The sequence below is a fragment of the uncultured Thiothrix sp. genome, assembly GCF_937873765.1.
Taxonomy (GTDB): Bacteria; Pseudomonadota; Gammaproteobacteria; order Thiotrichales; family Thiotrichaceae; genus Thiolinea.
This window is the reverse complement of record NZ_CALMZC010000015.1, coordinates 234,947-259,464: the sequence shown is the minus strand read 5'-3', so window position 1 is coordinate 259,464 and position 24,518 is coordinate 234,947. Positions and strand designations below refer to the sequence as shown.

The window sequence follows — 24,518 nt, the reverse complement described above, 5'->3', positions numbered from 1 at the left end:
TCATTGGCGAATTCATTAATCAGATGTTTTTCAACTCTTCTGGTGCATGACCCATGATTCAACCCATGAATCTGGAAGGGGCTTTAAAGTACATGAATATTGGCCCCGGCGAATGTGGCGATGACGCGCATAACTATGCGTGGGCCGAAGTATATCGCGCCTTACGCGAAGCCCGCAAAGCAAGCTAATCCTTAACCCCCTATTCCCTGACACTCACCACGGTGAGTGTCTTTGACGGAGATTCGATTCATGGCGTTGTTTCCATTGACTTCTAACTTTGAAGGCGACTTTGTTCTGCAACTAGTGCCAGTTGATACCGACCATACAATGGACGAAGTGGCCGCCGCTGCCGCTGTCCATTCGGTAGGTCGACGTGTGCGTGACCGTCCGGGGCAGATATTACGTGTGCGTCGTCAAGGTGATACCGAATTTTTACCACGCAGTATGACCGTCAGTGAGGCTGGATTCGTCCCCACTGAAACTGTTGAAATTATTTGGCAAGCCCCTAACGCTTAACGCATCGCAGGAGTCTTACATGAGTTTTACCAAAGTATGCGCTATTGATGATATCTGGGAAGGCGATATGGCTCCCTATACCGTGAATGGGCATGAAATTCTTTTAGTGTGTGCGGATGGCGGGGAGATTAAAGCCTTTCAAGGGATTTGCCCTCACCAAGATATTGCCCTCTCCGAAGGTAAATTTGATGGCAAAAAATTAATTTGCCGCGCGCATTTATGGCAGTTTGATGCTGCCACGGGTAAGGGTATTAACCCTGACGATTGCGCCTTAGCCGAGTATCCCGTGCGCGTTGAAGGCGAGGATGTGTTCGTCAGTACCGAAGGTATTGAACCCTTGTTTGCCCACAGCTAATACCTAATTGCCAAGGAGAGTCCCATGAGTACCCATAAATCCGCACAGGCTTATCACAATAATCGTGTAGGCCCTGTCATGCGCGCAGGCGATCTAGCGCAAGCGGTGATTGAAGCAGCCAAAATTGATAATCCCGACAAAGAAATCTTTGTTGAGGACAAACGCGCTTATATTCGCATTCATGCCGAACAAGAAATGATCTTACGCCAAGCAACGATTGAGGAGGAGCTAGGCCGTCCGTTTCGCATGAATGATTTAGAAGTCGATTTAAGTTCTTTTGCGGGTCAGATTGAAAGCGGCGACGATTCCGTGCGCTTTTATTTTACTAAAACCATTTAACGCACCGCTTACGTTTGGAGGAGGAGATTAACATGTCTGAAGTACAGGTATTAAAACCGCAAAAGACTTGGAGCCATTTAGCGGCACGGCGGCGCAAACCCAGCGAATACGATATTGTCAGTACCAATCTGCACTATAACGACCGTGATCCTGATTCGCCGTATGAATTAGCCCCCGAGATGTTCATGAACCAATGGTATAAAAAACATACCTTTGGTACGGCCTTAAAACACGCCGATTGGAATGCGTTTCGTGACCCCGATGAAGTGGTATATCGCACCTATAACCTTATGCAGGATGGGCAAGAAACCTACGTATTCGGCCTATTCGATCAATTTAACCAACGCGAACATGATAAATCCTTAGATGCACGTTGGGCGGGTACACTAGCGCGTTTATATAGCCCCGCACGTTATCTGTTTCACACCTTACAAATGGCTTCAGCTTATGTCGGCCAAGTCTCGCCCGCTAGTACTATTACTAACTGCCATTATTTCCAAATGGCGGATAGTTTACGTTGGCTCAGTCACACCGCCTATCGCACTAAAGAACTGTCGTTAACCTTTGCAGATAAAGGCTTTGGTCAAGACGAGCGTCAGTACTGGGAACAAGATACGGCATGGCAAGGTTTCCGTGAGCTGATGGAAAAAACCTTGACCACGTGGGATTGGGGTGAAGCCATTATCGCATTAAACCTGATTGCTAAACCCGCGATTGAAGAAGCGGTATTGCGGCGTTTAGGCGAAGCGGCACGCCACAATGGGGATGTGTTATTGGGCTTAATTACCGATGCGCAATTGATTGATGTGGCGCGTCATCGCCGTTGGCTGAGTGCATTTAGCAAAATGGCCTTGGAAACAGAAGGTAATCGCGAGCTAATACAAACGTGGGTTGCAAAGTGGGAACCGTTAGCGGATAGCGCGATTGAGGCTTATTGTGCGGCTTTACCCGATGTACCTAACGCCGCCGAAACGGCCATAGCCGCCACGCACGATCTACGCCGTAGCTTAGGTTTCTAACTCATTACTACCACGCAAGCACCACAGCTTAGCCAACCTCATTAGCGGCGGAGAGATACCATGCAGCCTTTTGTCATTACCAATGCCAAAGACCAAACGTGCTTTGAACAGCAACCCGCTGATACCTTGTTACGGGCAGCTTTACGTGCCGGTATCGGTCTATCTTACGAGTGTAATTCCGGCGGCTGCGGGGCCTGTAAATTCGAGCTAGTCGAGGGTGAAATCGAAACGCTTTGGCCACAAGCCCCCGGTTTAGGCGAACGGGATAAGCGGCGTGGACGGCATTTAGCCTGCCAATGCCGCGCTAAAAGCGCTTTAACCATTAAAGCCACCACCGCTTCCGAGTATGTACCGCGTATACCGCCGCACCGTCAAACGGCGGTACTCACTGGCATGACTGACATCACGCATGATATTAGGGAGTTTCGCTTTGTCACTGATGGTTCGGCTGATTTTCTCCCTGGGCAATACGCGATGTTTGATTTACCCGGCATCGATAGTCCTAGAGCTTATTCAATGTCCAATACCCCCAATGCCAACCGCGAATGGCATTTCCAAATTCGCCGCGTGGCGCAGGGTAAAGGTACTGCGGTATTGTTTGAAGCCCTACCACTAGGCGCTAGCATTGGTTTGGATGGGCCTTATGGCGTTGGCTTTTTGCGTACCCAATCCCCTCGTGATCTGGTGTGTGTAGCAGGCGGTTCGGGTTTAGCACCGATGATTTCTATTGCGCGGGGAGCGGCAGAAGCAGGCATGTTAAAAGATCGTCGTTTGCATTTCTTCTATGGCGCACGCACACCACAAGATGTATGTGGTCAAACGCTGCTGGCCAATTTAGACGGGTATGACACCCAACTGTTTTATTACCCCGTGGTCTCCGACCCTAGTGCAGAAGAATGGCAAGGTAAAACCGGCTTTGTCCATCAAGCGATTGCCCCGGTCTTAGTCGAAACACTAGCTAACTTTGAGTTTTATTTTGCAGGCCCACCGCCGATGACGCAGGCTTTACAAGAAATGCTCATGCTTGAGCATCGTGTTCCTTTCGAGCAAATTCATTTTGATCGCTTCTTTTAACGCCTAATGCCACACTAAGACTCACGAGGGTAGCGCAGCACCATGCAATAATTAAATTTGCTGCACGAGGAGGGAGAGTATGAGTCCTATGTCTAATAAGTATCCTAATACAGGGCAATCCACCTCGGTACGTGGTGTAGTACTCCAACCTCACGATAGCACGAGTACGCGACGGCAAAAAATGGCGCGTATTATTCTCGATTCCATGTACCAATTTTTGGGCTTATTAGATGTCGATGGGACGGTTTTAGAGATTAATCAAACTGCTCTCGATGGTGCGGGCTTGTGTTTAAAGGATGTGCTGGGTAAACCGTTTTGGCAAGCACGCTGGTGGGATGTGTCCGATGAAATTCGGTATCGGGTTAAAGCCATGATTGCTCAAGCCAGCCAAGGACAGTTTGTACGCGGTGATTTTGAAGTGTTTGGTGATCACCAAGGCGATAAAACCATTGTGATTGATTTCTCCTTAAAGCCTATCTTGGACGATACCGGACGCGTCGCCTTTCTTTTACCCGAAGGGCGCAATATCACTGAAAAAATCGCGATTAATGCTGAGCTTTCACGCAAAAATAGTGAGCTACAATCCGCCTTAGAAAAGCTAAAAGAATTAGATGGTTACAAAACCCACTTTTTCGCTAATGTCAGCCATGAATTGCGCACCCCCTTAACCTTAATTTTGGGCGCAGTCGATCAACTCATTCAAGAAAGCAAACATGGCAAAGAGCGCGAACAATTGCGCTTAGCGGCTATTCAACGCAATGCTAAAGCCTTATATCAGCAAGTGAATAATCTGCTCGATTTAGCGCGGATTGATGCGCATCGTATGCCGATTATTTATACGCATACCAAGGTCATGGCGATTGTGCGCGATATTATGGCCAGTTTTGCCGTCGCCGCCCAAGACAAGCGTATTCAATGCCATATTCAAGGCGAAGATAACCTATCAATTGAGTTAGACCGCGCTAAGTTTGTGCGCATACTCAGTAACCTGATTGCTAATGCCTTCAAATTTACTCCCATAGGTGGACGAATTAGCTGTCGGGTGGAACGCTTAAACTCGGAACGGCTATTAATTAGCGTGCAAGACAATGGCGCAGGCGTACCCGATACTCTTAAGCCGCATATCTTCGACCGCTTTACTCAAGGCAGTGAAGAACTCGGCGCAGGCGGTAGCGGTTTAGGTTTAAATATTGTTAAAGAATTTGTCGATTTACATCGCGGAACCGTCGTCGTGCTCGATGCACCGAATGGTGGGGCTATTTTCCAAGTCGAACTACCCTGCAAAGCACCAGAAGGAACGTTTGTGCGGGTAGAGCGTGGCAATGAATACGCCCTCTTACAAGACCCACTGGAATTAGCCGCAAACAAACCCTATCCCTTTAATGACCATACGGCTCGCCGGAATAAACCGCAGATTTTGGTGGTAGAAGATAATACTGATTTGCGCTTTTTCTTATATGAAACCTTAATCGATGAATACAATGTAGTGCTCAAAGAAGATGGGCACGCCGCTTTTCAAACCGCGCTGACAAATCCGCCTGATTTAATTATTACTGATCTCATGATGCCGCAGTGGGACGGTGAGCGCCTCATTCGTGCCCTACGCAATCAAGCCAGCTTTCCCCAAATACCCGTGTTGGTATTATCCGCGCGGGCGGATGAACCCTTAAAAGAAAAACTGTTAAAAGATTTAGTCCAAGACTACCTGACTAAACCCTTTTCTGCGCAAGAATTGCGTGCACGGGTACGTAATCTGGTCACGGTTAAACGCACGGTGGATTTATTACAAAAAGAACTAAATTCACAAACCTCGAATATTTTAGAGTTAACCGCTGAGTTGGTGGAGAATCGCCAATCCTTGCAACAAAGTTTTACTGCCTTACAGGTCGCGGACCGACGCTGGTTAGGGTTGTATGAGAATACCGCGGTGGGCATTGCTCTAGCCGATTGGAATGGCAATATCCTATCAGCTAATCCGGCATTGCAGCGTATGTTGGGTTATGACAGCCATGAAATCTTGGGGGTGTCTTTAATTGAGATTACCGAAACCGCCTTACGCGCCAAAACCCGCGCCAATGTGAATGAGTTATTCGATGGCAAGTTTCCTAATTACCATTTGCAAAAGCGTTACGAGAAAAAATCCGGTGATTATCTGTGGGCGAATGTGTGCGTCTCGCGCATTCCGGCGATGGATCACGAGCACCCCATGCTAGCGGTTATTGTGGAAGATATTAGTTTACGCCTAGATGCTGAGCGTTCTTTAGCCGCTACGCGCAATGAATTAGCGCGAGTGGCACGCTTTACCGCGATGGGTGAGTTAGTCGCCTCCATTGCGCACGAGATTAACCAACCCTTATCGGCGGTGATTACCAATAGCGAAGCGGCTTTGCGCTGGTTAGCACATCCCACACCTAATATGGATGAAGTGAGCGCAGCGATTAAACGCGTGCACCGTGATGCTAATTTAGCCAGTGCAGTCATTGCTCGTATTCGTACTTTTTTACGGGCGGGTGACATTAAGCGCGAACCTATTCAAGTCCGTTCTATGTTGGATGAACTGTTGCAAATGTTGCAAAGTACGCTGGCTGAAGCCGATATTAGTGTGAGTATCGACTTTCCTATGCTGCCGTTATATCTCATGGCTGATCCTATTCAGTTGCAGCAGGTGTTACTCAATTTAATCATCAATGCCGTGGATGCGATGCGCGATAGACCGGCGAAAGAACGCTTACTACGCATCGCCGTCACCTATGATCAGGCCGATCAAGTAAGATTTTCTGTCGAGGATAATGGGCCGGGTATTACCGCAGGCACAGAAACACAGCTGTTTGAAGCGTTTTTTTCGACTAAACTGAATGGCTTAGGCATGGGTTTAGCTATCAGCCGCAGCATAGTCGAAAATCACGGTGGCCGTTTGTGGTTTGAAAGCGGTAGAAAAACCGGTGCCTGCTTTATGTTTACCATTCCCAACGACTGAGAGCGCGCATGAAACCCCAAGAATTGGTCTATGTCGTCGATGATGATCTGTCTATGCGTGAAGCACTCAGTAGCTTGATTCGATCTGTGGGGTTACGAGTAGAAACCTATCCTTCAGCCGTCGCCTTTTTAGCTGCTCCCCGCCCTGAAGCACTCGTTACCTGCCTGATCTTAGATATACGTATGCCAGAATTAAACGGCTTGGAGTTACAAAGCCAATTAATTCAATTGGGACATGCTATTCCGATTATTTTTATCACGGGTCACGGCGATATTCCTATGGCGGTGCGTGCGATGAAACAAGGCGCAGTAGAGTTTTTAGCGAAACCGTTTCGCGATGAAGACTTACTCACAGCCATCGATAGCGCCCTGACCCAAGCACGTAATTCCCATCAAGCAGAGACTGAGCTGGATAAAATACGCCGCCGCTATGCCTTACTCACTAATCGCGAAAAAGAAGTTATCGTGTATATGGTCAAAGGCACATTAAATAAACAAGCGGCGGCGGAATTGGGTATTTCTGAAATAACTATTAAAGTACATCGACATAATATTATGATGAAAATGCAAGTTGACACAGTACCGGATTTAGTTAGGTGTATGGAGCGCTTGTAATTAGAGAGCGCAGGTAGCAACACAGCCCAAACTGGCATTTTTCCCGTAGACTGTCCTTCTCCATTTTTCATCCTTTTCACCACTAGAGGACTCCACTACGCGCTTTAAACGATGGGCAAACAGCCAAAGTTTACTTCAAGTCGGCTAATTAATGTGCATGGCATATATGCTTATAATTACGCGCGGTCCTCAATCCCTTTGAAGCTTGCGTACAAATCCTGCATACCCATTTGATACTCATCTGAGCGCACCCAACTGAGTAGTCTGCCGAGCATGTCTTTCAGTTGTGCGATCTCATCCGGCTGCAGCGGTTTCCAAAGTAAAGCCTCAGCAGTATCAGATAACTCCCGCCCAACTAAGCGGCAGACTTGACCGCTGCTAGTGGTGAATAAACCATAGCGGCGTGCATCTTCGCTACTATTCACACGCGAAACTAATTCCTTTTCTAATAGGCTGCGAATTAAGCGCGACACCAAACTACGATCTAAGCCCGTTATACGCATAATCTCATTAAATTCAATGCCCGGATGATCGTCAATCAAGCGTAGCACGCGCAGTTCACGGATGTTGCAGCCGAGCTTTTCCACGAACAAAGGATCATTGGCGCTAATCGCATTGTTTGCGAGGGTTTCGAGTCGGTAAGTTAAACGACTGTTTTTGAAGATCAGTTCTTTATCGATTGCCATGGTTATGCCTTGCCGAAATTTTTAAGCAATATAGCAATTTGCTCGAGAAAATAGCTGGACAAATTATTCTCAATTTGAGAATATCTCTAAATGAGAATTTATTGATGCGCTAGGAGGCGGAGGTAAAGTGGACACAACTCATCCGATACAGGCATGGTTTGCACAACAGCGTCCTCAATGGGAGGCATGGCTACATACCATTCATCAACGCCCCGAGACCGGCTTTGAAGAAAATCACACGGCTAAGTTCGTTGCCTCACGTCTGCAGGGCTTAAATATTGAATGCATCACTGGCATTGGCAAGACCGGCGTAGTTGGCTTGTTACACGGCACGGTTGGCGTTGGGCGCACCATTGCTTTTCGAGCTGAATTAGATGCCCTGCCGATGCAGGAATGTTCTGGTGTGGATTATCACTCACGTATTGATGGCAAATTTCATGGCTGTGGGCATGACGGGCATACCACCACTCTATTAGCCGCCGCTGCTTACCTAGCTGAGCATCGTGATTTTGCCGGTACCGCCTTATTTGTGTTCCAACCCGCTGAAGAGTTGTTAACTGGCGCACAAGCTATGTTGACAGATGGTTTATTAGAGCGTTTTCCCTGTGCGGAAATTTATGCGCTGCATAATCTGCCCGGGTTGGGCAAAGGCAAAATCGGCATTCCTTCCGAAGGTGCACTTGCGTCTGCCGATCATATTGAAGTAAAAATTAGCGCTAAAGGTACGCATGGCTCCGCCCCGCATACCGGACAAGATGCGATTCTAGCTTCCGCGCATTTCCTCACCAGCCTGCAGCAAAGCTTGACGCGCATTTTAGACAGTCGCGATAGTGGGGTGATTTCGTTCGGCAGTATTCATGCCGGACACGCGAATAATATTTTGCCGGAAGAACTCATCATGACCGGCACAATTCGTACCCACTCCGAAATCGTGCGTTCCAGTATTCATGCGCAAATTCAAAAAGCGGCTGAGAGCACCACGCTTCTTTATGGCGTGCAATTCACGATTCATTATCCGCATCAAGCACCTGTAACTTTAAACCATATGCCAGCCGTAGAAGCGGTAAAAAACGTCGCAAGCCAAGTCGCAGGTGCTGAGAATGTGATCTTGAATGCACGCCCTTTAATGGCTTCAGAAGATTTTTCTTACTTCTTGCAACAAATACCCGGCGCTTACTTCTTTATGGGGCAGGATGGGCCTTATTGCCATCACCCGCAGTTTATATTTGATACAGACATTATTCCCTTGGGTGCAAGCGTGATCGTGGAATTGATCCGTCAACAAGCTGCAAAACCCATTAGCTAATTCGCTTTAACCGTTTTTTGGAGGAGAGACAAATGAAACACACTGGACTCAAATTGAGTTTATTGACACTCGCAATGACCAGCAGCTTTGCGTCTAGCCCACTCGCTGCTGAGACCTTGAAAATGTCGAGCTGGGTGCCACCCACCCATTTTGTGCACACCCAAATTCTTGAGCCTTGGACTAAAGAAGTCGAAAAAGTCACCGAAGGTCGTGTCAAAGTCGAAATTCTGCCTAAAGCTTTAGGCACACCGCCTCAACATTGGGAATTAGCGCGTAAAGGGGTGGCGGATATTACTTGGGGCAATTTCACCTATGAGCCAGATCGTTTTAAATCCATCTGGTTTGCCGAATTACCCTTTGCTGGTAGCGATGCTAAAGCGCAATCGGTAGCCCTGTGGAAAAGCTATAACAAACACCTCAAAGCTGACCCTGCTTATGGCGGGATTAAACTTCTCAGTGTGGGCATGTTTGGTGCAGGTATTTTCAATCATGGCTCTAAACCTTTAGCCAATCTTGCTGATTTAGCAGGACAAAAGATTCGGATGGGTGGCCCAATTCAACAAGTGATTATTGAAGGGTTGGGCGCAGTACCCGTCTCTGCTCCGGCGACTAAAGCGTATGAAATGCTCGAAAGTAAAGTGCTAGACGGCTCTTTACACACTTTGGAGTCGGTAGTGAACTTCCGCCTCACTGAAAAGCTGCCGTATCATACCATCATCGACAACGGCCTATATGGTGCAACCTTTTTCTTGACCATGAATGAGAAAAAATGGAACGCCTTGAGTGAGTCCGACCGCGCAGCGATTGAAGGCATTTCCGGTGAGACTTTTGCTGGTAAATGGGGAGACGTCTTCAATCAGCAAAACACAACGGCTGAAAAAACCTTACGCGCTGCGGGTCATACATTTAGCACGCCCGACCCCGAATTAGTCAGTAAAATCGGCGAAATTCGCAGCAAAATGATTGCCGATTGGGAGCCTGAGGCAAAAAAAGTAGGTATTGCTGATCCCAAAGCGGTATTGACTGATTTTGAAACCGACTACAAAGCCTTAGCTGGACAATAACTGCCTCGCTGCCCGCTGCTGGAGACCGTCATGGATCGAATAATTCTGCACATCAAGCAGGTGATTGAATACCTACTGATGTTTAGCCTACTGATGATGGTGTTGATTAATTTTGTCGACGTGAGTGGTCGACATTTATTCAATCGACCAATTTTCGGTATCCAAGACCTGACCGAACATTTGATGGCCTTGGTAGTCTTTTGTGGCTTACCGCTGGTAACAATGGCGGGCACGCATCTTACCGTCGATCTATTCGACAAGCTCACTCAGTCACCGCGCATGCAGTGGTGGAAGCATGTCATTCATGGTTTGATGGTCGTGATTCTATGCTTAATCGCATGGACTTTTATTCAGTCTGCTTTAGAGGCGCATTCGATTGCCGATGTGAGTACCGAATTGCGCCTGCCGCGTGCGCCTTTGTATCTGTTAATGGCAGGCTCAGCCATCTTGAGTGCTTTGGGTTTGCTGTATATGAACTACACGCCGAATGCCAAAGCCACTGCTGATTTACCTAGCGCTAGCGGAGGTGAGCTATGACTATCGGCGTTTTGGCAATTATCGCGGTCTTAATCCTGTCGTTCTTGCGAATTCCACTCGGCTTCTCCTTGCTCACAGTCGCTTTGGTGGGCATCGCTTTATTAATGGATACCTCAGTGGCACTGACTTTGCTACCCATGACCATTTCTGAAGCCGTCTTGTCTTATGAGTTAGCCGTCGTACCGATGTTTATTTTGATGGGCAATGTGATCTCACGCACGGGCATTTCCGAAGAGTTATTCAAAGCCGCAAATGCCTTTTTCGGGCATGTACGCGGTGGTTTAGCTTTATCAACGATGGTCGCTTGTGCAGGTTTTAGCTCAGTATGTGGTTCTAGCTATGCCACGGCTGCCACTATGTCGAAAGTCGCTTATCCGAGCATGCGCCAATATGGTTATGCAGAAGGCTTAGCTACCGCGACCATCGCCGCTGGTGGTACTTTGGGTATTTTAATCCCACCGTCGATTATCTTGGTAATCTACGGCATTTTAACTCAAACCAATATTGGTGACTTATTCATTGCGGGTGTTGTGCCGGGTTTATTGGGCTTGGCAATGTATATGCTGACTATTTACTTGATTAGCTTACATAATCCGAGTGCTGCACCGCGTGGTGAGCGTACCCCGTGGAAAGAGCGCTTTTACTCACTAAAAGGTACTTGGTCGTTTGTGGCGATCTTCGCGCTGATTATTGGCGGCTTGTATATGAAATGGTTCTCGCCTACCGAAGCAGCGGGGATTGGCGCGGGCATTGCCATGTTAATCGCAGCACTATCCGGCAAGCTGTCTTTGAAAACTCTGAAAACCGTGTTACTCGAAACTGCCTATACCTCAGTGACTTTATACACTGTGTTGTTTGGTGCATTGTTGTTTTCCAAGCTAATTTCCTACTCCGGCCTAGCAGAAGGTATCCTTGCTTATGTACAAACCTTAGGTGTCAGCGGCTTTAGTTTAATCCTGTTCATCCTTTTGGTATTTCTAGTACTCGGTTGTGTTATGGATTCCTTGGCGATTATTCTGATCTTCGTGCCACTATTTTCGCCGCTCATTGTGGCGCAAGGTTTTGATCTGGTGTGGTTTGGGATTATTGTGGTGGTTGCAACTGAAATTGCGCTGATTACTCCCCCGATTGGGATGAATGTATTTGTGCTCAGAGCGACTTTACCGAATGTTCCAGCGAATACCATGTTTCGCGGCTTGACACCATTTATTGCCATGGACGTAGTGCGTTTAGGGATTTTAGTAGCATTCCCAATGATTGCTTTATGGCTGGTAAAAATGTCGGGTTAAATGGGTTAACACTTAAGGATGTTGCTTCAAAGCAGCATCCTCATTACTGTACCTGAACCTCGAATTTCACTACACCCTGCTCGCCTGCTAATAACTGCCCACTAAACTGCCAAACCAAGGCATCACCCTGTACTATCGCCTGACAAGACCCCAAACTACTCGGTGTGGTTACACATTGTGGCATACCCAACAAACTGGTAAATTCTGGCAATGTGTCGTGTAGTATCAAGTCATTTAAACTGCCATTACCGCTATTCGCATAATGTAAGGTATAGCGTAAAATTTCGTTCGGTTTTGCCACTATACCTGCGACATTGCGCGTCAGATTCCACACAGATTTTATCAACACCAAATTACCAGCCCTCTGCAAACCTGCTGAAACCCTAGTAAGATCAGTACGTACTTGGCTATTCGGTATAGTCAATAAACTACCATCACCAAAGACAAATTCACTTTGCAGACTGAGTTTATGTTGCGCTCCACTCGTGATATTCGCCGGGCTAATTACTTTAACTAGCAAACAGACTGTTTCATTTGCAGCGACATTAATACTGGCATTTAAAGCTGTATCAGCCGCATCTAAATCTTGATTACAATTTATATCGCGGAATAGCTGGCTAGTCCACGGTAATAAAGGGTCGGCCCACTCATCCACCCAATTAAAGCTGACCTTTCCCGATGTATAAGTTTGAAACCGATGTGGATGCAGTGCAACGCTATTTGGCTGAATTACGCGGCTATTGTCAGTGATGAAACTAGGCATACGTACATCAGCAAAATTAAGGCCCGTAATCGATTGATAAGCAAGCGTCACGGCAAGTTGATTCGCACTACTAGACCCATAACCAGTTGGATCACGCGCCACAGGAGGGCAATTCGTACTAGCAATCGTTTCATAAACTCGATAATTACCACTAGTTAGCTCGGCAAAACGATAGCGTCCTAAAGCATCGGTGTACGTAGTTCTACAGCTCGCACTCGTTGGATCATATAGGGTCACGGCCACATTCCCTAGTCCTGCCTCGCTATTATCCAAACCATTAACATTCACATCATGAAACACACGTCCACTAATAAAATGCAAACGGGTATTCGTAGTACCGACGCTAGTGAGACGGCTGCCAAGATTATCACTATCTAAGGTTGGCAAATAATTACTACAAGTACTGCTAGCATTGCCGCTAGTGGTCATCTCCCAACACGCACTCGAGCTAAGTTGACCATTTGGACTAAGGCTCACAGATTGGCCTTTAGCAGCATTGCTTAAAGCAGTGTTATAAGTAAAATCCCAAAAAAGTGGTGGATTATTATTGACTGCACTGCCTGATCCAAACGATATATAATCCACTAAAGTCAAACCACTTGCCGTCTGCTCATACAGCCACAGATCATCACCCCCATCATTCAACTTCGGTACAACCCTTAACCAAGCCTGAAAACTGGCATACGCAGCCGTGGTATTTGGGCCTTTCTGTCCCACCCAAACCACGGCATAAGCCTGTGGTTGCAGCAAAGTTGAACCCTCGCAAACTTGGTTACCTGTACAACTAAAATTAAATGGACTCGTATTGCCAGTGATACTACCTACCGTACCATCCAGTTCATTGGTAAATAAATTGCCGTCGATCAAGCGCAATTCGGTGAGATTAATCGCCACAGTACCTGCGTTATATAACTCGATAAACTCATCATTTTCAGCAATCGTAGTGCCAGCCGATTGTTTGACTAGCACTTCATTCAATACAATTTTGCCGTGTAATGAAGACAGGGGGTAATCAGCGTATGCAAACTCAGAAACCAACAGTAAAATCAACCCGCTAATCAGGCTAGTGATCAGGGTTAATCCATGCTTATTATTTTTAATATTCAACACCATGTGAGTGGTTTTATGTGATTGCTAAACCTATTGATTAAATTAAAAGCCCTTTACACTTACAAAAAGTGTAGTACTAAAAGTATAGAGTATTTTTTATAGCGCTTTCGGGGATATAAGATTAAAGGTCATTTATTTAAAAGTTTATTACTTAAAATTATTGATAGGATTCTTATCGAGTCTAAGCAATAAATGTAAACGCACTCTAGATTTCATTTTAACACAGTTTAGATTTGCCAGTAAGCGCCACCGGATAGATAAAGGGCGATGAGCCTAATACTCTAAACCATCTCCATACAGCGCCCTGCTCCACTATAGACCGAAAATCCTCCCTTCCTAAGCCAACCAACGAGCGTCAATCCTGCTTCCTCCGCATGTCTCAACGCTAAGGAAGTTGGAGCCGAAACTGCTGCAATTAACTCAATCCCCGCAAATGCAGCCTTATAAACCAATTCATGACTTGCGCGGCTGGTGAGTAATAAAAATCCTGCATCTGGCGCGAAGTCATGCTTGAATAAAGCACCTAAGAGCTTATCCAAAGCATTATGTCGCCCTACATCTTCGCGCAGTGCTTGGATATTACCTTTAATATCCACCCAAGCAGCCGCATGTACGCCACCCGTAGTTTGGTGCATGGTTTGCCACTCAGGGAGTTGGTTTAAGGCAGCCTTGAAGGCTTGTGGCTGAAGTTTGAGGGTATGCCCCACTTTAGGAATCGGGCGAATCGCTTGTTGCAAGGTTTCTTGCCCGCATAAGCCGCAACCGGTACGGCCTGCCAGTTGACGGCGTGAAACTTTGAAGCCATGAAAAGCTTCAGAAGCAATATCGATATAGATTTCTAAGCCTAATTCCGACTTGACCACTTCTAGGTCGCGAAGCTGTTTAGCTTCACTGATAATACCTTCAGTAAGACTAAACCCGAGGGCAAAATCCGCTAAATCGGCGGGTGTACCTAGCATCACCGCATGAGCAATACCGTTATAAATCAAGGCTAGAGGGACTTCTTCGGCGATTTGATCGGCTTGTTCACTCCATTCACCACAGACATAGCGCCTAGCCACTACGGCTTGGATAGTGGCTAAGTTATCGGCGTCAAAGTCCGAGTTACTCATGGTAATAAGGCTTGTTGCTCCGCTTCCATTTGGGCAAACTCCTGTTGCCACACGGTGACATCCTCACAGCGCGACACCTGTACCGCCGTGACTTTATACTCAGGGCAATTAGTCGCCCAGTCGGAATTATCGGTGGTCACTACATTCGCACCCGATTCGGGGAAATGGAAAGTGGTATAAACCACGCCCGGCTGCACCCGATTGGAAATTTCCACGCGCATGCGGGTTTCACCCGCACGACTTGCAATCAACACCCAATCACCCTCTTGAATACCGCGATCCTCCGCATCCTGCATGTGTATTTCGAGCTTATCTTCTGCATGCCAAACCACATTTTTAGTACGGCGGGTTTGCGCCCCCACATTATATTGACTCAAAATCCGCCCAGTAGTCAGAATCAGTGGGAAGCGAGCGGTGATTTTCTCAGTAGTTGGCACATATTCAGTGAGAATAAATTGCCCTAAACCACGTGTGAAAGTCTCGGTGTGCATAATCTTATAACCTTCAGGGTGCTCGTCATTACAAGGCCATTGCAGGCTACCGTGCTTATCCAACTTCTCGTAAGATACCCCTGTGAAACTTGGCGTAAGCGCGGCAATCTCCGCCATAATCTCCGCAGGATGTTGATAATTCATTGGCACACCCAACGCATTGGCCAGCAGCATCGTGCCCTCCCAATCCGCTTTGCCTCCGAGTGGTTCCATCACTTTACGAATGCGCGAAATCCGCCGTTCTGCATTGGTGAAGGTACCATCTTTTTCCAAGAAGGACGCACCCGGCAAAAATACATGCGCATACTTAGCGGTTTCATTGAAGAAAATATCCTGAATCACTAAGCATTCCAGACTCTCAAGTGCTGCTTGAATATGCTTGGTATTCGGGTCAGATTGGGCAATATCTTCACCTTGGATATACATCCCCTTAAATGTGCCTGCCACTGCTGCATTCATCATATTCGGAATACGATAGCCGGGTTCGGGGTCAAGCTCCACGTTCCAATGACGCGAAAATTCATTCCGCACTGCATCAATACTCACATGCCGATAGCCGGGCAATTCATGCGGGAAAGAACCCATATCGCAAGAACCTTGCACATTATTCTGCCCACGCAGTGGATTCACCCCTACCCCTGCCCGCCCAATATTGCCGGTAAGCATCGCTAAATTGGCAATTCCCATCACGGTAGTAGAACCTTGACTATGTTCAGTTACCCCCAAACCATAATAAATCGCCCCATTCGGAGCAGAAGCATACAACCGTGCCGCACCCCGAATCGCTTCAGCCGATACGCCTGTAATTTCAGAGACACTTTCAGGGCTATTTTCCGGGCGCAGGATAAATTCACGCCATTGTGCAAATGCAGGCTGTTCGCAGCGAGTACGCACGAAGTCTTCATCCAGTAAACCTTCGGTAACCACCACATGCGCCAAAGCATTGATCATAGCCACATTGGTACCGGGCTTGAGTGGCAAATGATAAGCAGCTTCAATATGCGGAGTGCGTACAATCTCAATCTCACGCGGATCAATCACGATGAGCTTGACACCCTGACGTAAGCGTTTTTTCAAGAGTGAGCCAAATACCGGATGGCCTTCAGTCGGATTCGCGCCCATGACAATAATCACATCAGCGTGCATGACTGATTCAAAATCTTGCGTACCTGCGGACTCGCCCAGAGTTTGCTTTAAGCCATAACCGGTCGGCGAGTGGCAAACCCGTGCACAAGTATCGACATTATTATTGCCAAACGCCGTACGCACCAATTTTTGCACTAGATAAGTTTCTTCATTGGTACAGCGTGAGGAAGTAATGCCGCCGACCGATTTACGCCCGTATTGGGCTTGGATACGCTTGAATTCACTGGCAGCATAATTCACCGCCTCCTCCCAACTCACTGCCTGCCAAGCATCGTGAATGGATTTACGAATCATCGGTTGAGTCACACGATCAGGGTGCGTCGCATAGCCCCACGCAAAACGCCCTTTCACGCAAGCATGTCCTGCATTCGCCCCACCGTTTTTATCAGGAACCATGCGTACGACTTGCTGTCCTTTTACTTCAGCCTTGAAGGAACAGCCGACTCCACAATAAGCACAAGTGGTGGTCACAGAGCGTTCGGCCTGCCCCATTTGAATCAAATTCTTTTCGCTTAAAGTCGCAGTTGGACAAGCATTCACACAAGCACCACAGGACACGCATTCTGAGCCTAAGAAGCTTTCATTCGCACCCGCTACGACTTTAGAGTCAAAGCCGCGTCCACCAATAGTTAAGGCGAAAGTACCTTGTACTTCTTCACACGCACGCACACAGCGTGAGCAGACAATGCATTTGCTGGGTTCAAAGCTGAAATAAGGATTGGACTCATCTTTCGGTTCGGCATGCTGGGCGTCGAAATGATTCTCGCCTGCCATTCCATAACGTACTTCACGCAAGCCCACCACGCCCGCCATATCTTGCAATTCACAATTACCATTGGCCGTACAGGTGAGGCAATCCAGCGGGTGATCAGAGATATATAACTCCATGACACCTTTACGAAGATCAGCGAGTTTTTGCGATTGAGTGACGATCTTCATACCAGCTTCCACTGGAGTAGTGCACGAAGCTGGATAACCCCGACGACCTTCGACTTGCACCAAGCAAAGTCGGCAAGAACCGAAGGCATTGAGTTGCTCAGTAGCACACAATTTCGGAATTTTAATCCCTGCTTCGGCGGCTGCACGAATAATAGTGGTTCCCACTGGAGCACTTACAGCTTGACCGTCAATAGTAAAACTTACGCACTCGGTAGAGCTACTGGCAGGCGTACCTAAATCAAGACTAGATTGGCAATGGCAAGACATAGTGGTTCCTCACACCTTAGATGCGGCATTCAAGCCGAAATCTGCCGGAAAATATTTTAACGCACTCAATACTGGAAAGGGGGTCATTCCCCCCATTGCGCACAATGAGCCATTGATCATGGTGTCACATAAATCTTTGAGTAGCTCAATATTGGCCTCACGGTTTTCACCGTTGCGAATGCGCTCCATCACCTCCACTCCACGTACTGAACCAATCCGACACGGTGTACATTTACCGCAGGACTCCTCAACACAAAACTCCATCGCAAACTGCGCCATCTGTGCCATATTCACGCTATCATCAAAAGCGACTACACCACCATGTCCAATCATAAACTCTTCTTTAGCGAAGGCTTCGTAGTCGAGTGGCAAATGGAATTGCTCAGCGGGTACATAAGCACCCAAAGGCCCACCGACTTGCACGGTACGAATCGGTTTACCCGATTGGCTGCCGCCACCAAAATCGTTTAATAAGTCCTGTAAGCTCAAGCCAAAAGCCTTTTCTACTAAACCACCGTGCTTAATATTGCCCGCTAATTGGAAGGCTAAAGTGCCACGTGAGCGCCCCATACCGTAGTTAGCATAAAATTCAGCACCCTTGGCTAAAATCACCGGCACACTCGCCAAAGTCACCACATTATTTACTACGGTGGGTTTGCCGAATAAACCTTGAATCGCAGGAAGTGGTGGCTTAGCACGTACTTGGCCGCGCTTGCCTTCTAAACTTTCAAGTAATGAAGTTTCTTCACCACAGATATAAGCACCCGCCCCGAGACGCACTTCCACTTCAAATGCTTTGCCCGAATTGAGAATATTTGCACCTAAAAAGCCCGCCGCTTTGGCATTCGCAAGCGCGATTTTAAGCGTATTGAAAGCACGCGGATATTCGGAACGCAGATAGATATAGCCTTGGGTTGCACCCACTGCGATACCCGCAATAATCATCCCTTCAATCAAGCAAAATGGATCACCTTCCATCAACATTCGATCAGAGAAAGTGCCGGAATCGCCTTCATCCGCATTACAGACTATATACTTCTGCTCCGCTTGCGCTTTTAAAACGGTTTGCCATTTAATACCGGCTGGAAATGCCGCCCCACCGCGCCCACGTAGACCGGAAGCTGTGACAGAACTCACAATATCCGCTGATCTCAGTGTCAAAGCATTACGTAAACCGAGCCAACCGCCATGCACCTCGTAATCGCTCACTGACACCGGATCAATCACCCCCACCCGCGCAAAAGTGAGACGCTCTTGTTGCTTTAAAAACGGCATTTCTTCGGTCAAACCCAGCTTCAGCGGATGATCACCGGCTTGTAGGAATTGGGCTTCAAATAAACTCGCTACATCACTCACACGCACGGGGCCATAGGCTACACGACCTTGTGCAGTTTCCACCTCGACCATCGGCTCTAGCCAAAAAAGGCCGCGTGAGCCATTACGCACCATGACTATCTCTAAACCGTGTTGCTGCGCCTGTTGGCTAATTGCAGCGGCAACTTTATCTGCACCCATCGAGACGGCTGTCGTATCACAGGGCACATAAATCTTATAACTCATGCTGTAGCTCCTTGGCGCAATTCCGCAATTAAAGCCTCCAATTGCGCCGCATTCATCCGACCTTGCACCTCATCACCAACACGTACTGAGGGTGAACAAGCACAATTACCTAAGCAATACACTGGCTCTAAGCTAATTGTGCCATCATCCGTAGTTTGGTGGTAATCAATGCCTAAAACGACCTTAGCCTGCGCTTCCAACTCGCGGCTGCCCATTGCTTGGCAAGACTCGGCGCGGCAGATTTGCAAGATATGCTTGCCCGGTGGCGTAGTCCGGAAGTGATGATAAAAGCTAATGACCCCATGCACTTCCGCACGGGAAAGATTGAGGCTTTTAGCAATGAGGGGGGTAGCCTCAGCAGGCACATAGCCAAGTTGATCTTGAATAGCATGCAAAATAGGTAGTAAAGCACCCGCTTGATCGCGGTGAGTTTGAATAAGCGCTTCTAAGGTGGTGTTCATATGAGCATCCTGATTATTGTCCAACTGAGGTCGCAACCAAGCGCATTCTTATTGTATGGCTCTCCTCATCTTTACAGCATAGGATAAGTAGTTTGTTTGAGAAAGCAGAAAATTTAGAAGAACCGTTCGGATTTGGTGAATGAAAGTTTTATTTATTGACTTGACTGTATAAGCAACTCTTTATTTTTTAAAGTCAGTCAACCTATACGATGTTGAGTTCATCAACAAGTCATTTTTCAAATCTTCTTATGTGTTTTTAGGTAGGGCTAGGGTTTATTTCTAACTCTTGTGCAATCCTAATCAAAGCACTTAAGAGTGGCGACCAAGGCTCTCGTCCTGCAACCACTAAACCAGTCTGTGAACTAAAACTAGGTTCAGTTAACTCCAACACTTTCACCCCTGCAGGTACACCAATCAACTCCAAGGCATTCTGCGGCAAAATTGCTGACCAGCTACCCGCTGAGACATGCGCGAGCATACTGATAATCGAATTAGTTTCTAAACTGGGTTCCGCACTATAACCCAACTGCTTGAAGATCGAGTCGATCATTTTGCGATTCTGCATATCAGGCGTGAGCAAACAAAGTGGCGTGTGTGTGGCTTCATACCACGTAATCGTCTCACGATTAGCAAGCTCACTATCGAGTGGGCATAAAAATACATGATTCTCTTGCCACAGTGGCACAGTAAATAGTTGCTGCTGAATGCCGGATTCGACATACATAATCCCTGCATCAAGATCGAATTGCTGCATGCGTTTAAGGATCTCTCCAGTCCCAAGGGAGCGCACTTCAAGGTTTACTTGTGGATGTTGACGTGCAAAGGCGGCCGTAAGACTCGCAACTACAGTCAAGGCTGTGGGAATCACCCCTAAGGTCAAATGTCCGGTAAGTTCTTCGCGCAAAGAACGTAATTCTTGACGCAAACCTTCAGCAGTACTTACCAGACGAATCGCATGCTCCACTACACACTGACCCTCACGGGTTAAACCACCGAAAGTGCGCCCACGATTAACTACCGCAATCCCTAATTCCAATTCGATTTCACGGATGGCTGCAGATAAAGTAGACGGTGAAATGTGGCAAGCCAAAGCAGCGCGACCAAAGTGCTTTTCGCGAGCCAGAGCAATCAGATAAAGGTATTTGCGCGAGATCATCCGGTTATTGTGCCAGCTCTGTGCTAGCAAGGCTAATCGGCTTACAGCAACTCAAAATCAGCTTATAGTCGCTCAATATCTGCAGTTTTAAAGATCAGTTGATAATTAACAAACTTAAATAGCTATTAACTAGCATCCTCTGTCTAGCGCTTTTTTTCATAAAAAATTAACGCTTTGGTATGAATTGAACTCCTATTTTTAGACTATAATCTTGTGTCTTAGCAGCAAATGACCACCACAGATATGTTGAGCTTTAAAGACTTCACCGATTATTGTGATCTAACTGAGGATGGATTGAGACCTCTAAAAAATAGCCCAGCTGTTCAGGAGTTAGGCTTAAATGTTTTAAAAAAACCTACTCCCTCCCCCGTTAAGACGCCTCAGCAGACTCTGCAATATTTGCGTAACTATTTGGATTATATAGAAAGTAATCAGCGCACCTAAGTGGCTGTTAAACCTCTAAATAGCGCAAGCGTGCCAAATGCTTATGCAGTGAAAACTCCAATTTCCCCGACCAGCTCGCTGCTGTTTCTTTCAAGAGATTATTTGTCTGATCATCAGCGACTTTCCCAGCCAGAATCACCCAGTTTTTACTACCCGTTAAAACATAACGTAGATCAGCAAAATGCTCGCGTAATGCATTACAAAAACAAGGGTTATCTTGTTGTTCCTGCCAACAATTCAGCACTAGCCAGCCCTGCTCTTTTAATAACTCAGCACAACGGCGAATAAAATCCACGCGCAATTGCATGGCTGCTGTACCAGTGGCATCGTATAAATCCGCGAAAATCACATCCACTTTGCGCATGTTATTATCCAGCAGAAACATATCAGCATTCTGCTGTATGACCTCAATCCGCTTGGCTCGAGGTAGTTGGAAATAGCGTTGTGCGGCTTCAATGACAGGGGCGCGCAATTCGACGGCGGTGATATGAATGCCCGCCACAGCATGATACAAAGCACTCGCTAAGCTACCCCCACCCAAACCCAGTAGCAAAACGCGTTTAGGATAACAAAAGAGTAAAACCAAAAGCATAGCTTGGGTATAATCATATTGCAAAATATGCGGTGCTGCTTTTAAGCAACGACTTTGCTCGTCATGGGTGGCAAAGGACAAAATATAGCACTCACCATCATCATAGACAGTCACCGTGCCATATTCGTCTTGGGCTTGATAGCTGAGTTTGCTCATAGCGCAAGCTTAGCGCAAATCAATGAACCTTGTCTCAATAAGCAACCAGCAGTCCATTTTTTTAAGTAGTTGTTGCTTGGGTTTCAACCAAATCCCAACGGTTACCATAGAGGTCGAGGAAAACCACCACCATCCCATAGGGCTCTTTTCGGGGTGCTTCTACAAACCGAATACCATTATCTTGTAGAAGATCATAGTATTCCCAAAAACTATCTGTATGCAGAAAGAAGGCAACACGCCCACCGGCTTGTTTGCCCACTTGTGTTTGCTGCTCTAGGGTAACGGCACGTGCTAACAACAAAGCACTACTGCTCTGCCCTTGTGGAGCGACGCGGATCCAACGTTTTTCAGGGCTTAAGCGAGTATCTTCAAGTACCTCGAAGTGCAGACGCTTAAAAAAGGTGATTGCTTCATCATAATCGTGCACCAGAAAACTTGTAAGAGCTAAAGATTGAGCCATGACTTTCCTCCTGAAACCATCAAAATAAACGAACTCTTAGTGCTGTCCACCAGGCATGAACCTTTCTAGGCCATGAACTCTTAAATTTATTGTTGATTTATGAAAGGTTGACGACTAGGGACAAACAACCTAAAAAGCGAGTGATGATAGCTTCGCAAAATTTGTGCCGGTTAGTCCTTGAACTTGAGTCTTAAGTATAGCTGTTCTGCTCTATTCAGACAGAGCATCTAAGAAGCCCTAAGTCTAGATAGATAAGTTGACGCAAGAACCCATTGTAACCTCTTTGCAGAAACCAGCTCAACACTCAGCTAAGCTTAAACAAGCTCAGCAGAAATAGCCTGCACGGAATACTGATTTACTATCACCTTTAGGCAAATACTAAACATTTATCCTAGCCAATAGAGCAATAGGTTTATTAGTTAAATCCCTTTATATTCAACTCATATAGGAAAATCTTGATTTTCCTATCGCTTTTACCTCAACCCTTTTCAATCTTAGTCAGTAGATGAAAAAGTCATGAGCGGTAATAAGTCAGGAGGGGAGTTAGCATGCTTGGAGAATATCTACCTATTCTCATCTTCTTCGCTGTAGGTTTTGCTATAGCCTTTGTTCTATTAGGACTGGGTTTAATTGCTGGCTCACATCGTCCTGATATCGAAAAAAATGCGCCTTTTGAATGTGGATTTCCCGCTTTTGAAGATGCACGAATTAATTTCGATGTGCGTTATTATTTAGTGGCTATCCTTTTTATTATCTTTGATTTAGAAATTGCCTTTTTATTTCCTTGGGCTGTGGTTTTAAATAAAGTCGGAATATTCGGGATTGTGGTCATGGGTATTTTCCTAAGTATTCTCATTGTTGGTTTTATTTATGAGTGGAAAAAAGGAGCATTAGAATGGGAATAGAAGGCATTCTAGAAAAAGGCTTTATGACCACAACGGCCGACAAGTTAATTAACTGGGCGCGTACTGGCTCCATGTGGCCGATGACGTTTGGTTTGGCCTGTTGTGCGGTCGAAATGATGCATGCGGGGGCTGCACGTTATGATTTAGACCGTTTTGGCATTATCTTCCGCCCTAGTCCACGCCAATCAGATGTGATGATTGTCGCGGGTACTTTAACCAATAAAATGGCACCTGCTCTCCGTAAAGTTTACGACCAAATGGCCGAACCACGTTGGGTGATTTCAATGGGTTCATGCGCGAATGGTGGGGGCTACTACCACTACTCCTATGCGGTTGTACGTGGATGTGATCGAATTATTCCTGTTGATATTTATGTACCGGGTTGTCCGCCAACGGCCGAAGCTTTGCTGTATGGGATACTGCAATTACAGAGCAAAATCCGTCGCACCAATACGATTGCACGGTGAACGCTGTGACTAAGAAGCTTGAGGACATTCAGCATTATCTACAAACCCAATTAGGCGATCAGTTAACTGCTATCAAATATGAATTTAATGAGCTAAGCCTAGAAGTTCCTGTTGAGCATTGGTTGGAGGTCGCCCAGTTTTTACATCAAGATGCCAGCCTAGCTTGTCAGCAATTAATTGACTTATGTGGAGTCGATTATTTGAGCTTCGGTGATGCTGAATGGGATGTGACGACTGCTAGTCGCAGCGGTTTTAGTCGTGCCTTCCATCCTATTGAGGCAGATCCTTTATTTGAATTTGCTCAGCCAACCCAGCCGCCTGCATTAAACAGCCAGCGTTATGCGGTGGTCGTGCACTTGTTATCAATCGAACACAACTTTCGTTTGCGCATGCGTACTTGGGCAACAAATAACGATTTTCCCGTAGTACCTTCACTAGTACAGATTTGGGCTGTAGCCAATTGGTATGAACGTGAAGCTTTCGACATGTTTGGTATTTTGTTTGCCAGGCATCCAGACCTACGTCGAATTTTGACTGATTATGGTTTTGTTGGTCATCCCTTCCGTAAGGATTTCCCCTTAATCGGTCAAGTAGAAATGCGTTATGACTCTGAGCTGAAGCGCGTAGTTTACCAACCTGTGTCGCTTGAACCTCGAGTCCTTGTTCCTCGTGTTATTCGTCAACCGTGACCATAAATATTTGTGTAGAGGAGC

24 protein-coding genes are annotated in these 24,518 nt (G+C 46.7%); 15 read left to right on the top strand and 9 right to left on the bottom strand.

The window, feature by feature from the left end; all coding sequences use genetic code 11:
• Positions 1-53: 53 nt before the first annotated feature.
• From Q0307_RS05655 to Q0307_RS05620, 8 genes are all read left to right on the top strand, one after another.
• Entirely contained in the window at positions 54-188 is a 135-nt protein-coding gene (locus Q0307_RS05655) for a hypothetical protein (RefSeq protein WP_298657830.1), read from the top strand.
• A 61-nt stretch (positions 189-249) separates the two neighbouring features.
• A complete protein-coding gene (locus tag Q0307_RS05650; protein ID WP_298657827.1) occupies positions 250-516 on the top strand; it encodes a toluene-4-monooxygenase system B family protein in 267 nt (88 codons plus the stop codon).
• Positions 517-535: 19 nt separating this feature from the next.
• Entirely contained in the window at positions 536-871 is a 336-nt protein-coding gene (locus Q0307_RS05645; protein ID WP_298657824.1) for a Rieske 2Fe-2S domain-containing protein, read from the top strand.
• Between the two features lie 24 nt (positions 872-895).
• On the top strand, positions 896-1,210 hold the full coding sequence (locus Q0307_RS05640; protein WP_298657821.1) for an MmoB/DmpM family protein: 315 nt from the start codon (positions 896-898) through the stop codon (positions 1,208-1,210).
• Positions 1,211-1,242: 32 nt separating this feature from the next.
• Positions 1,243-2,229 (top strand): aromatic/alkene monooxygenase hydroxylase subunit beta, encoded by a 987-nt coding sequence (locus Q0307_RS05635; protein ID WP_298657818.1) that lies wholly within the window; start codon positions 1,243-1,245, stop codon positions 2,227-2,229.
• A gap of 60 nt (positions 2,230-2,289) precedes the next feature.
• Positions 2,290-3,303 (top strand): 2Fe-2S iron-sulfur cluster-binding protein, encoded by a 1,014-nt coding sequence (locus Q0307_RS05630; protein WP_298657814.1) that lies wholly within the window; start codon positions 2,290-2,292, stop codon positions 3,301-3,303.
• A gap of 79 nt (positions 3,304-3,382) precedes the next feature.
• Positions 3,383-6,280 carry an ATP-binding protein gene (locus Q0307_RS05625; RefSeq protein WP_298657811.1) on the top strand — a complete coding sequence of 966 codons (2,898 nt, stop codon included), beginning with the start codon at positions 3,383-3,385 and terminating at the stop codon, positions 6,278-6,280.
• Between the two features lie 8 nt (positions 6,281-6,288).
• Positions 6,289-6,894 carry a response regulator gene (locus tag Q0307_RS05620; protein ID WP_298657808.1) on the top strand — a complete coding sequence of 202 codons (606 nt, stop codon included), beginning with the start codon at positions 6,289-6,291 and terminating at the stop codon, positions 6,892-6,894.
• Between the two features lie 176 nt (positions 6,895-7,070).
• Here the strand turns inward: Q0307_RS05620 and Q0307_RS05615 are convergent, their stop codons facing one another.
• Positions 7,071-7,580 (bottom strand): MarR family winged helix-turn-helix transcriptional regulator, encoded by a 510-nt coding sequence (locus Q0307_RS05615; protein ID WP_298657805.1) that lies wholly within the window; start codon positions 7,578-7,580, stop codon positions 7,071-7,073.
• Between the two features lie 127 nt (positions 7,581-7,707).
• Here Q0307_RS05615 and Q0307_RS05610 point away from each other — a divergent pair, with 127 nt between their 5' ends.
• The 4 genes from Q0307_RS05610 to Q0307_RS05595 are packed head-to-tail and all read left to right on the top strand — an operon-like array spanning position 7,708 to position 11,776.
• The gene (locus Q0307_RS05610) at positions 7,708-8,886 is read left to right on the top strand and encodes an amidohydrolase (RefSeq protein ID WP_298657803.1); all 1,179 of its coding nucleotides are present in this window, start codon (positions 7,708-7,710) and stop codon (positions 8,884-8,886) included.
• 32 nt (positions 8,887-8,918) lie between these two features.
• A complete protein-coding gene (locus Q0307_RS05605) occupies positions 8,919-9,950 on the top strand; it encodes a TRAP transporter substrate-binding protein (protein WP_298657801.1) in 1,032 nt (343 codons plus the stop codon).
• Between the two features lie 30 nt (positions 9,951-9,980).
• Positions 9,981-10,487, top strand: a complete 507-nt coding sequence (locus Q0307_RS05600; protein ID WP_298657798.1) for a TRAP transporter small permease — start codon at positions 9,981-9,983, stop codon at positions 10,485-10,487.
• Entirely contained in the window at positions 10,484-11,776 is a 1,293-nt protein-coding gene (locus tag Q0307_RS05595; RefSeq protein WP_298657795.1) for a TRAP transporter large permease, read from the top strand. Before Q0307_RS05600 ends, Q0307_RS05595 begins: the two co-directional genes overlap by 4 nt.
• 43 nt (positions 11,777-11,819) lie before the next feature.
• On the opposite strand, the gene Q0307_RS05590 is transcribed toward Q0307_RS05595, so the two are convergent.
• From Q0307_RS05590 to Q0307_RS05555, 8 genes are all read right to left on the bottom strand, one after another.
• Positions 11,820-13,652: an SdrD B-like domain-containing protein gene (locus tag Q0307_RS05590; protein WP_298657792.1), complete on the bottom strand. Its 1,833-nt coding sequence runs from the start codon at positions 13,650-13,652 to the stop codon at positions 11,820-11,822.
• Between the two features lie 278 nt (positions 13,653-13,930).
• A complete protein-coding gene (gene fdhD, locus Q0307_RS05585; protein ID WP_298657789.1) occupies positions 13,931-14,761 on the bottom strand; it encodes a formate dehydrogenase accessory sulfurtransferase FdhD in 831 nt (276 codons plus the stop codon).
• Entirely contained in the window at positions 14,758-17,604 is a 2,847-nt protein-coding gene (gene fdhF / locus Q0307_RS05580; RefSeq protein WP_298657787.1) for a formate dehydrogenase subunit alpha, read from the bottom strand. The genes fdhD and fdhF overlap by 4 nt, the downstream gene beginning before the upstream one ends.
• A gap of 9 nt (positions 17,605-17,613) precedes the next feature.
• Positions 17,614-19,164 carry an NADH-quinone oxidoreductase subunit NuoF gene (locus Q0307_RS05575; RefSeq protein ID WP_298657784.1) on the bottom strand — a complete coding sequence of 517 codons (1,551 nt, stop codon included), beginning with the start codon at positions 19,162-19,164 and terminating at the stop codon, positions 17,614-17,616.
• Positions 19,161-19,625 (bottom strand): formate dehydrogenase subunit gamma, encoded by a 465-nt coding sequence (locus tag Q0307_RS05570; RefSeq protein WP_298657781.1) that lies wholly within the window; start codon positions 19,623-19,625, stop codon positions 19,161-19,163. The genes Q0307_RS05575 and Q0307_RS05570 overlap by 4 nt, the downstream gene beginning before the upstream one ends.
• Before the next feature lie 256 nt (positions 19,626-19,881).
• Positions 19,882-20,811, bottom strand: a complete 930-nt coding sequence (locus Q0307_RS05565) for a LysR family transcriptional regulator (protein ID WP_298657778.1) — start codon at positions 20,809-20,811, stop codon at positions 19,882-19,884.
• A gap of 421 nt (positions 20,812-21,232) precedes the next feature.
• Positions 21,233-21,973, bottom strand: a complete 741-nt coding sequence (locus Q0307_RS05560) for a methyltransferase domain-containing protein (RefSeq protein WP_298657775.1) — start codon at positions 21,971-21,973, stop codon at positions 21,233-21,235.
• A 61-nt stretch (positions 21,974-22,034) separates the two neighbouring features.
• On the bottom strand, positions 22,035-22,433 hold the full coding sequence (locus Q0307_RS05555; protein ID WP_298657773.1) for a VOC family protein: 399 nt from the start codon (positions 22,431-22,433) through the stop codon (positions 22,035-22,037).
• Positions 22,434-22,981: 548 nt separating this feature from the next.
• On the opposite strand from Q0307_RS05555, the gene ndhC reads away from it, so the two are divergent.
• Genes ndhC through Q0307_RS05540 form a run of 3 tightly spaced genes read left to right on the top strand, consistent with a single transcriptional unit; the run spans position 22,982 to position 24,494 of the window.
• The gene (gene ndhC / locus Q0307_RS05550; protein WP_298657770.1) at positions 22,982-23,338 is read left to right on the top strand and encodes an NADH-quinone oxidoreductase subunit A; all 357 of its coding nucleotides are present in this window, start codon (positions 22,982-22,984) and stop codon (positions 23,336-23,338) included.
• The gene (locus Q0307_RS05545) at positions 23,329-23,805 is read left to right on the top strand and encodes an NADH-quinone oxidoreductase subunit B family protein (protein ID WP_298657767.1); all 477 of its coding nucleotides are present in this window, start codon (positions 23,329-23,331) and stop codon (positions 23,803-23,805) included. Before ndhC ends, Q0307_RS05545 begins: the two co-directional genes overlap by 10 nt.
• 5 nt (positions 23,806-23,810) lie before the next feature.
• Positions 23,811-24,494, top strand: coding sequence for an NADH-quinone oxidoreductase subunit C (locus Q0307_RS05540; RefSeq protein WP_298657764.1), 684 nt, complete (start codon positions 23,811-23,813; stop codon positions 24,492-24,494).
• The last annotated feature ends 24 nt before the right edge of the window (positions 24,495-24,518 follow it).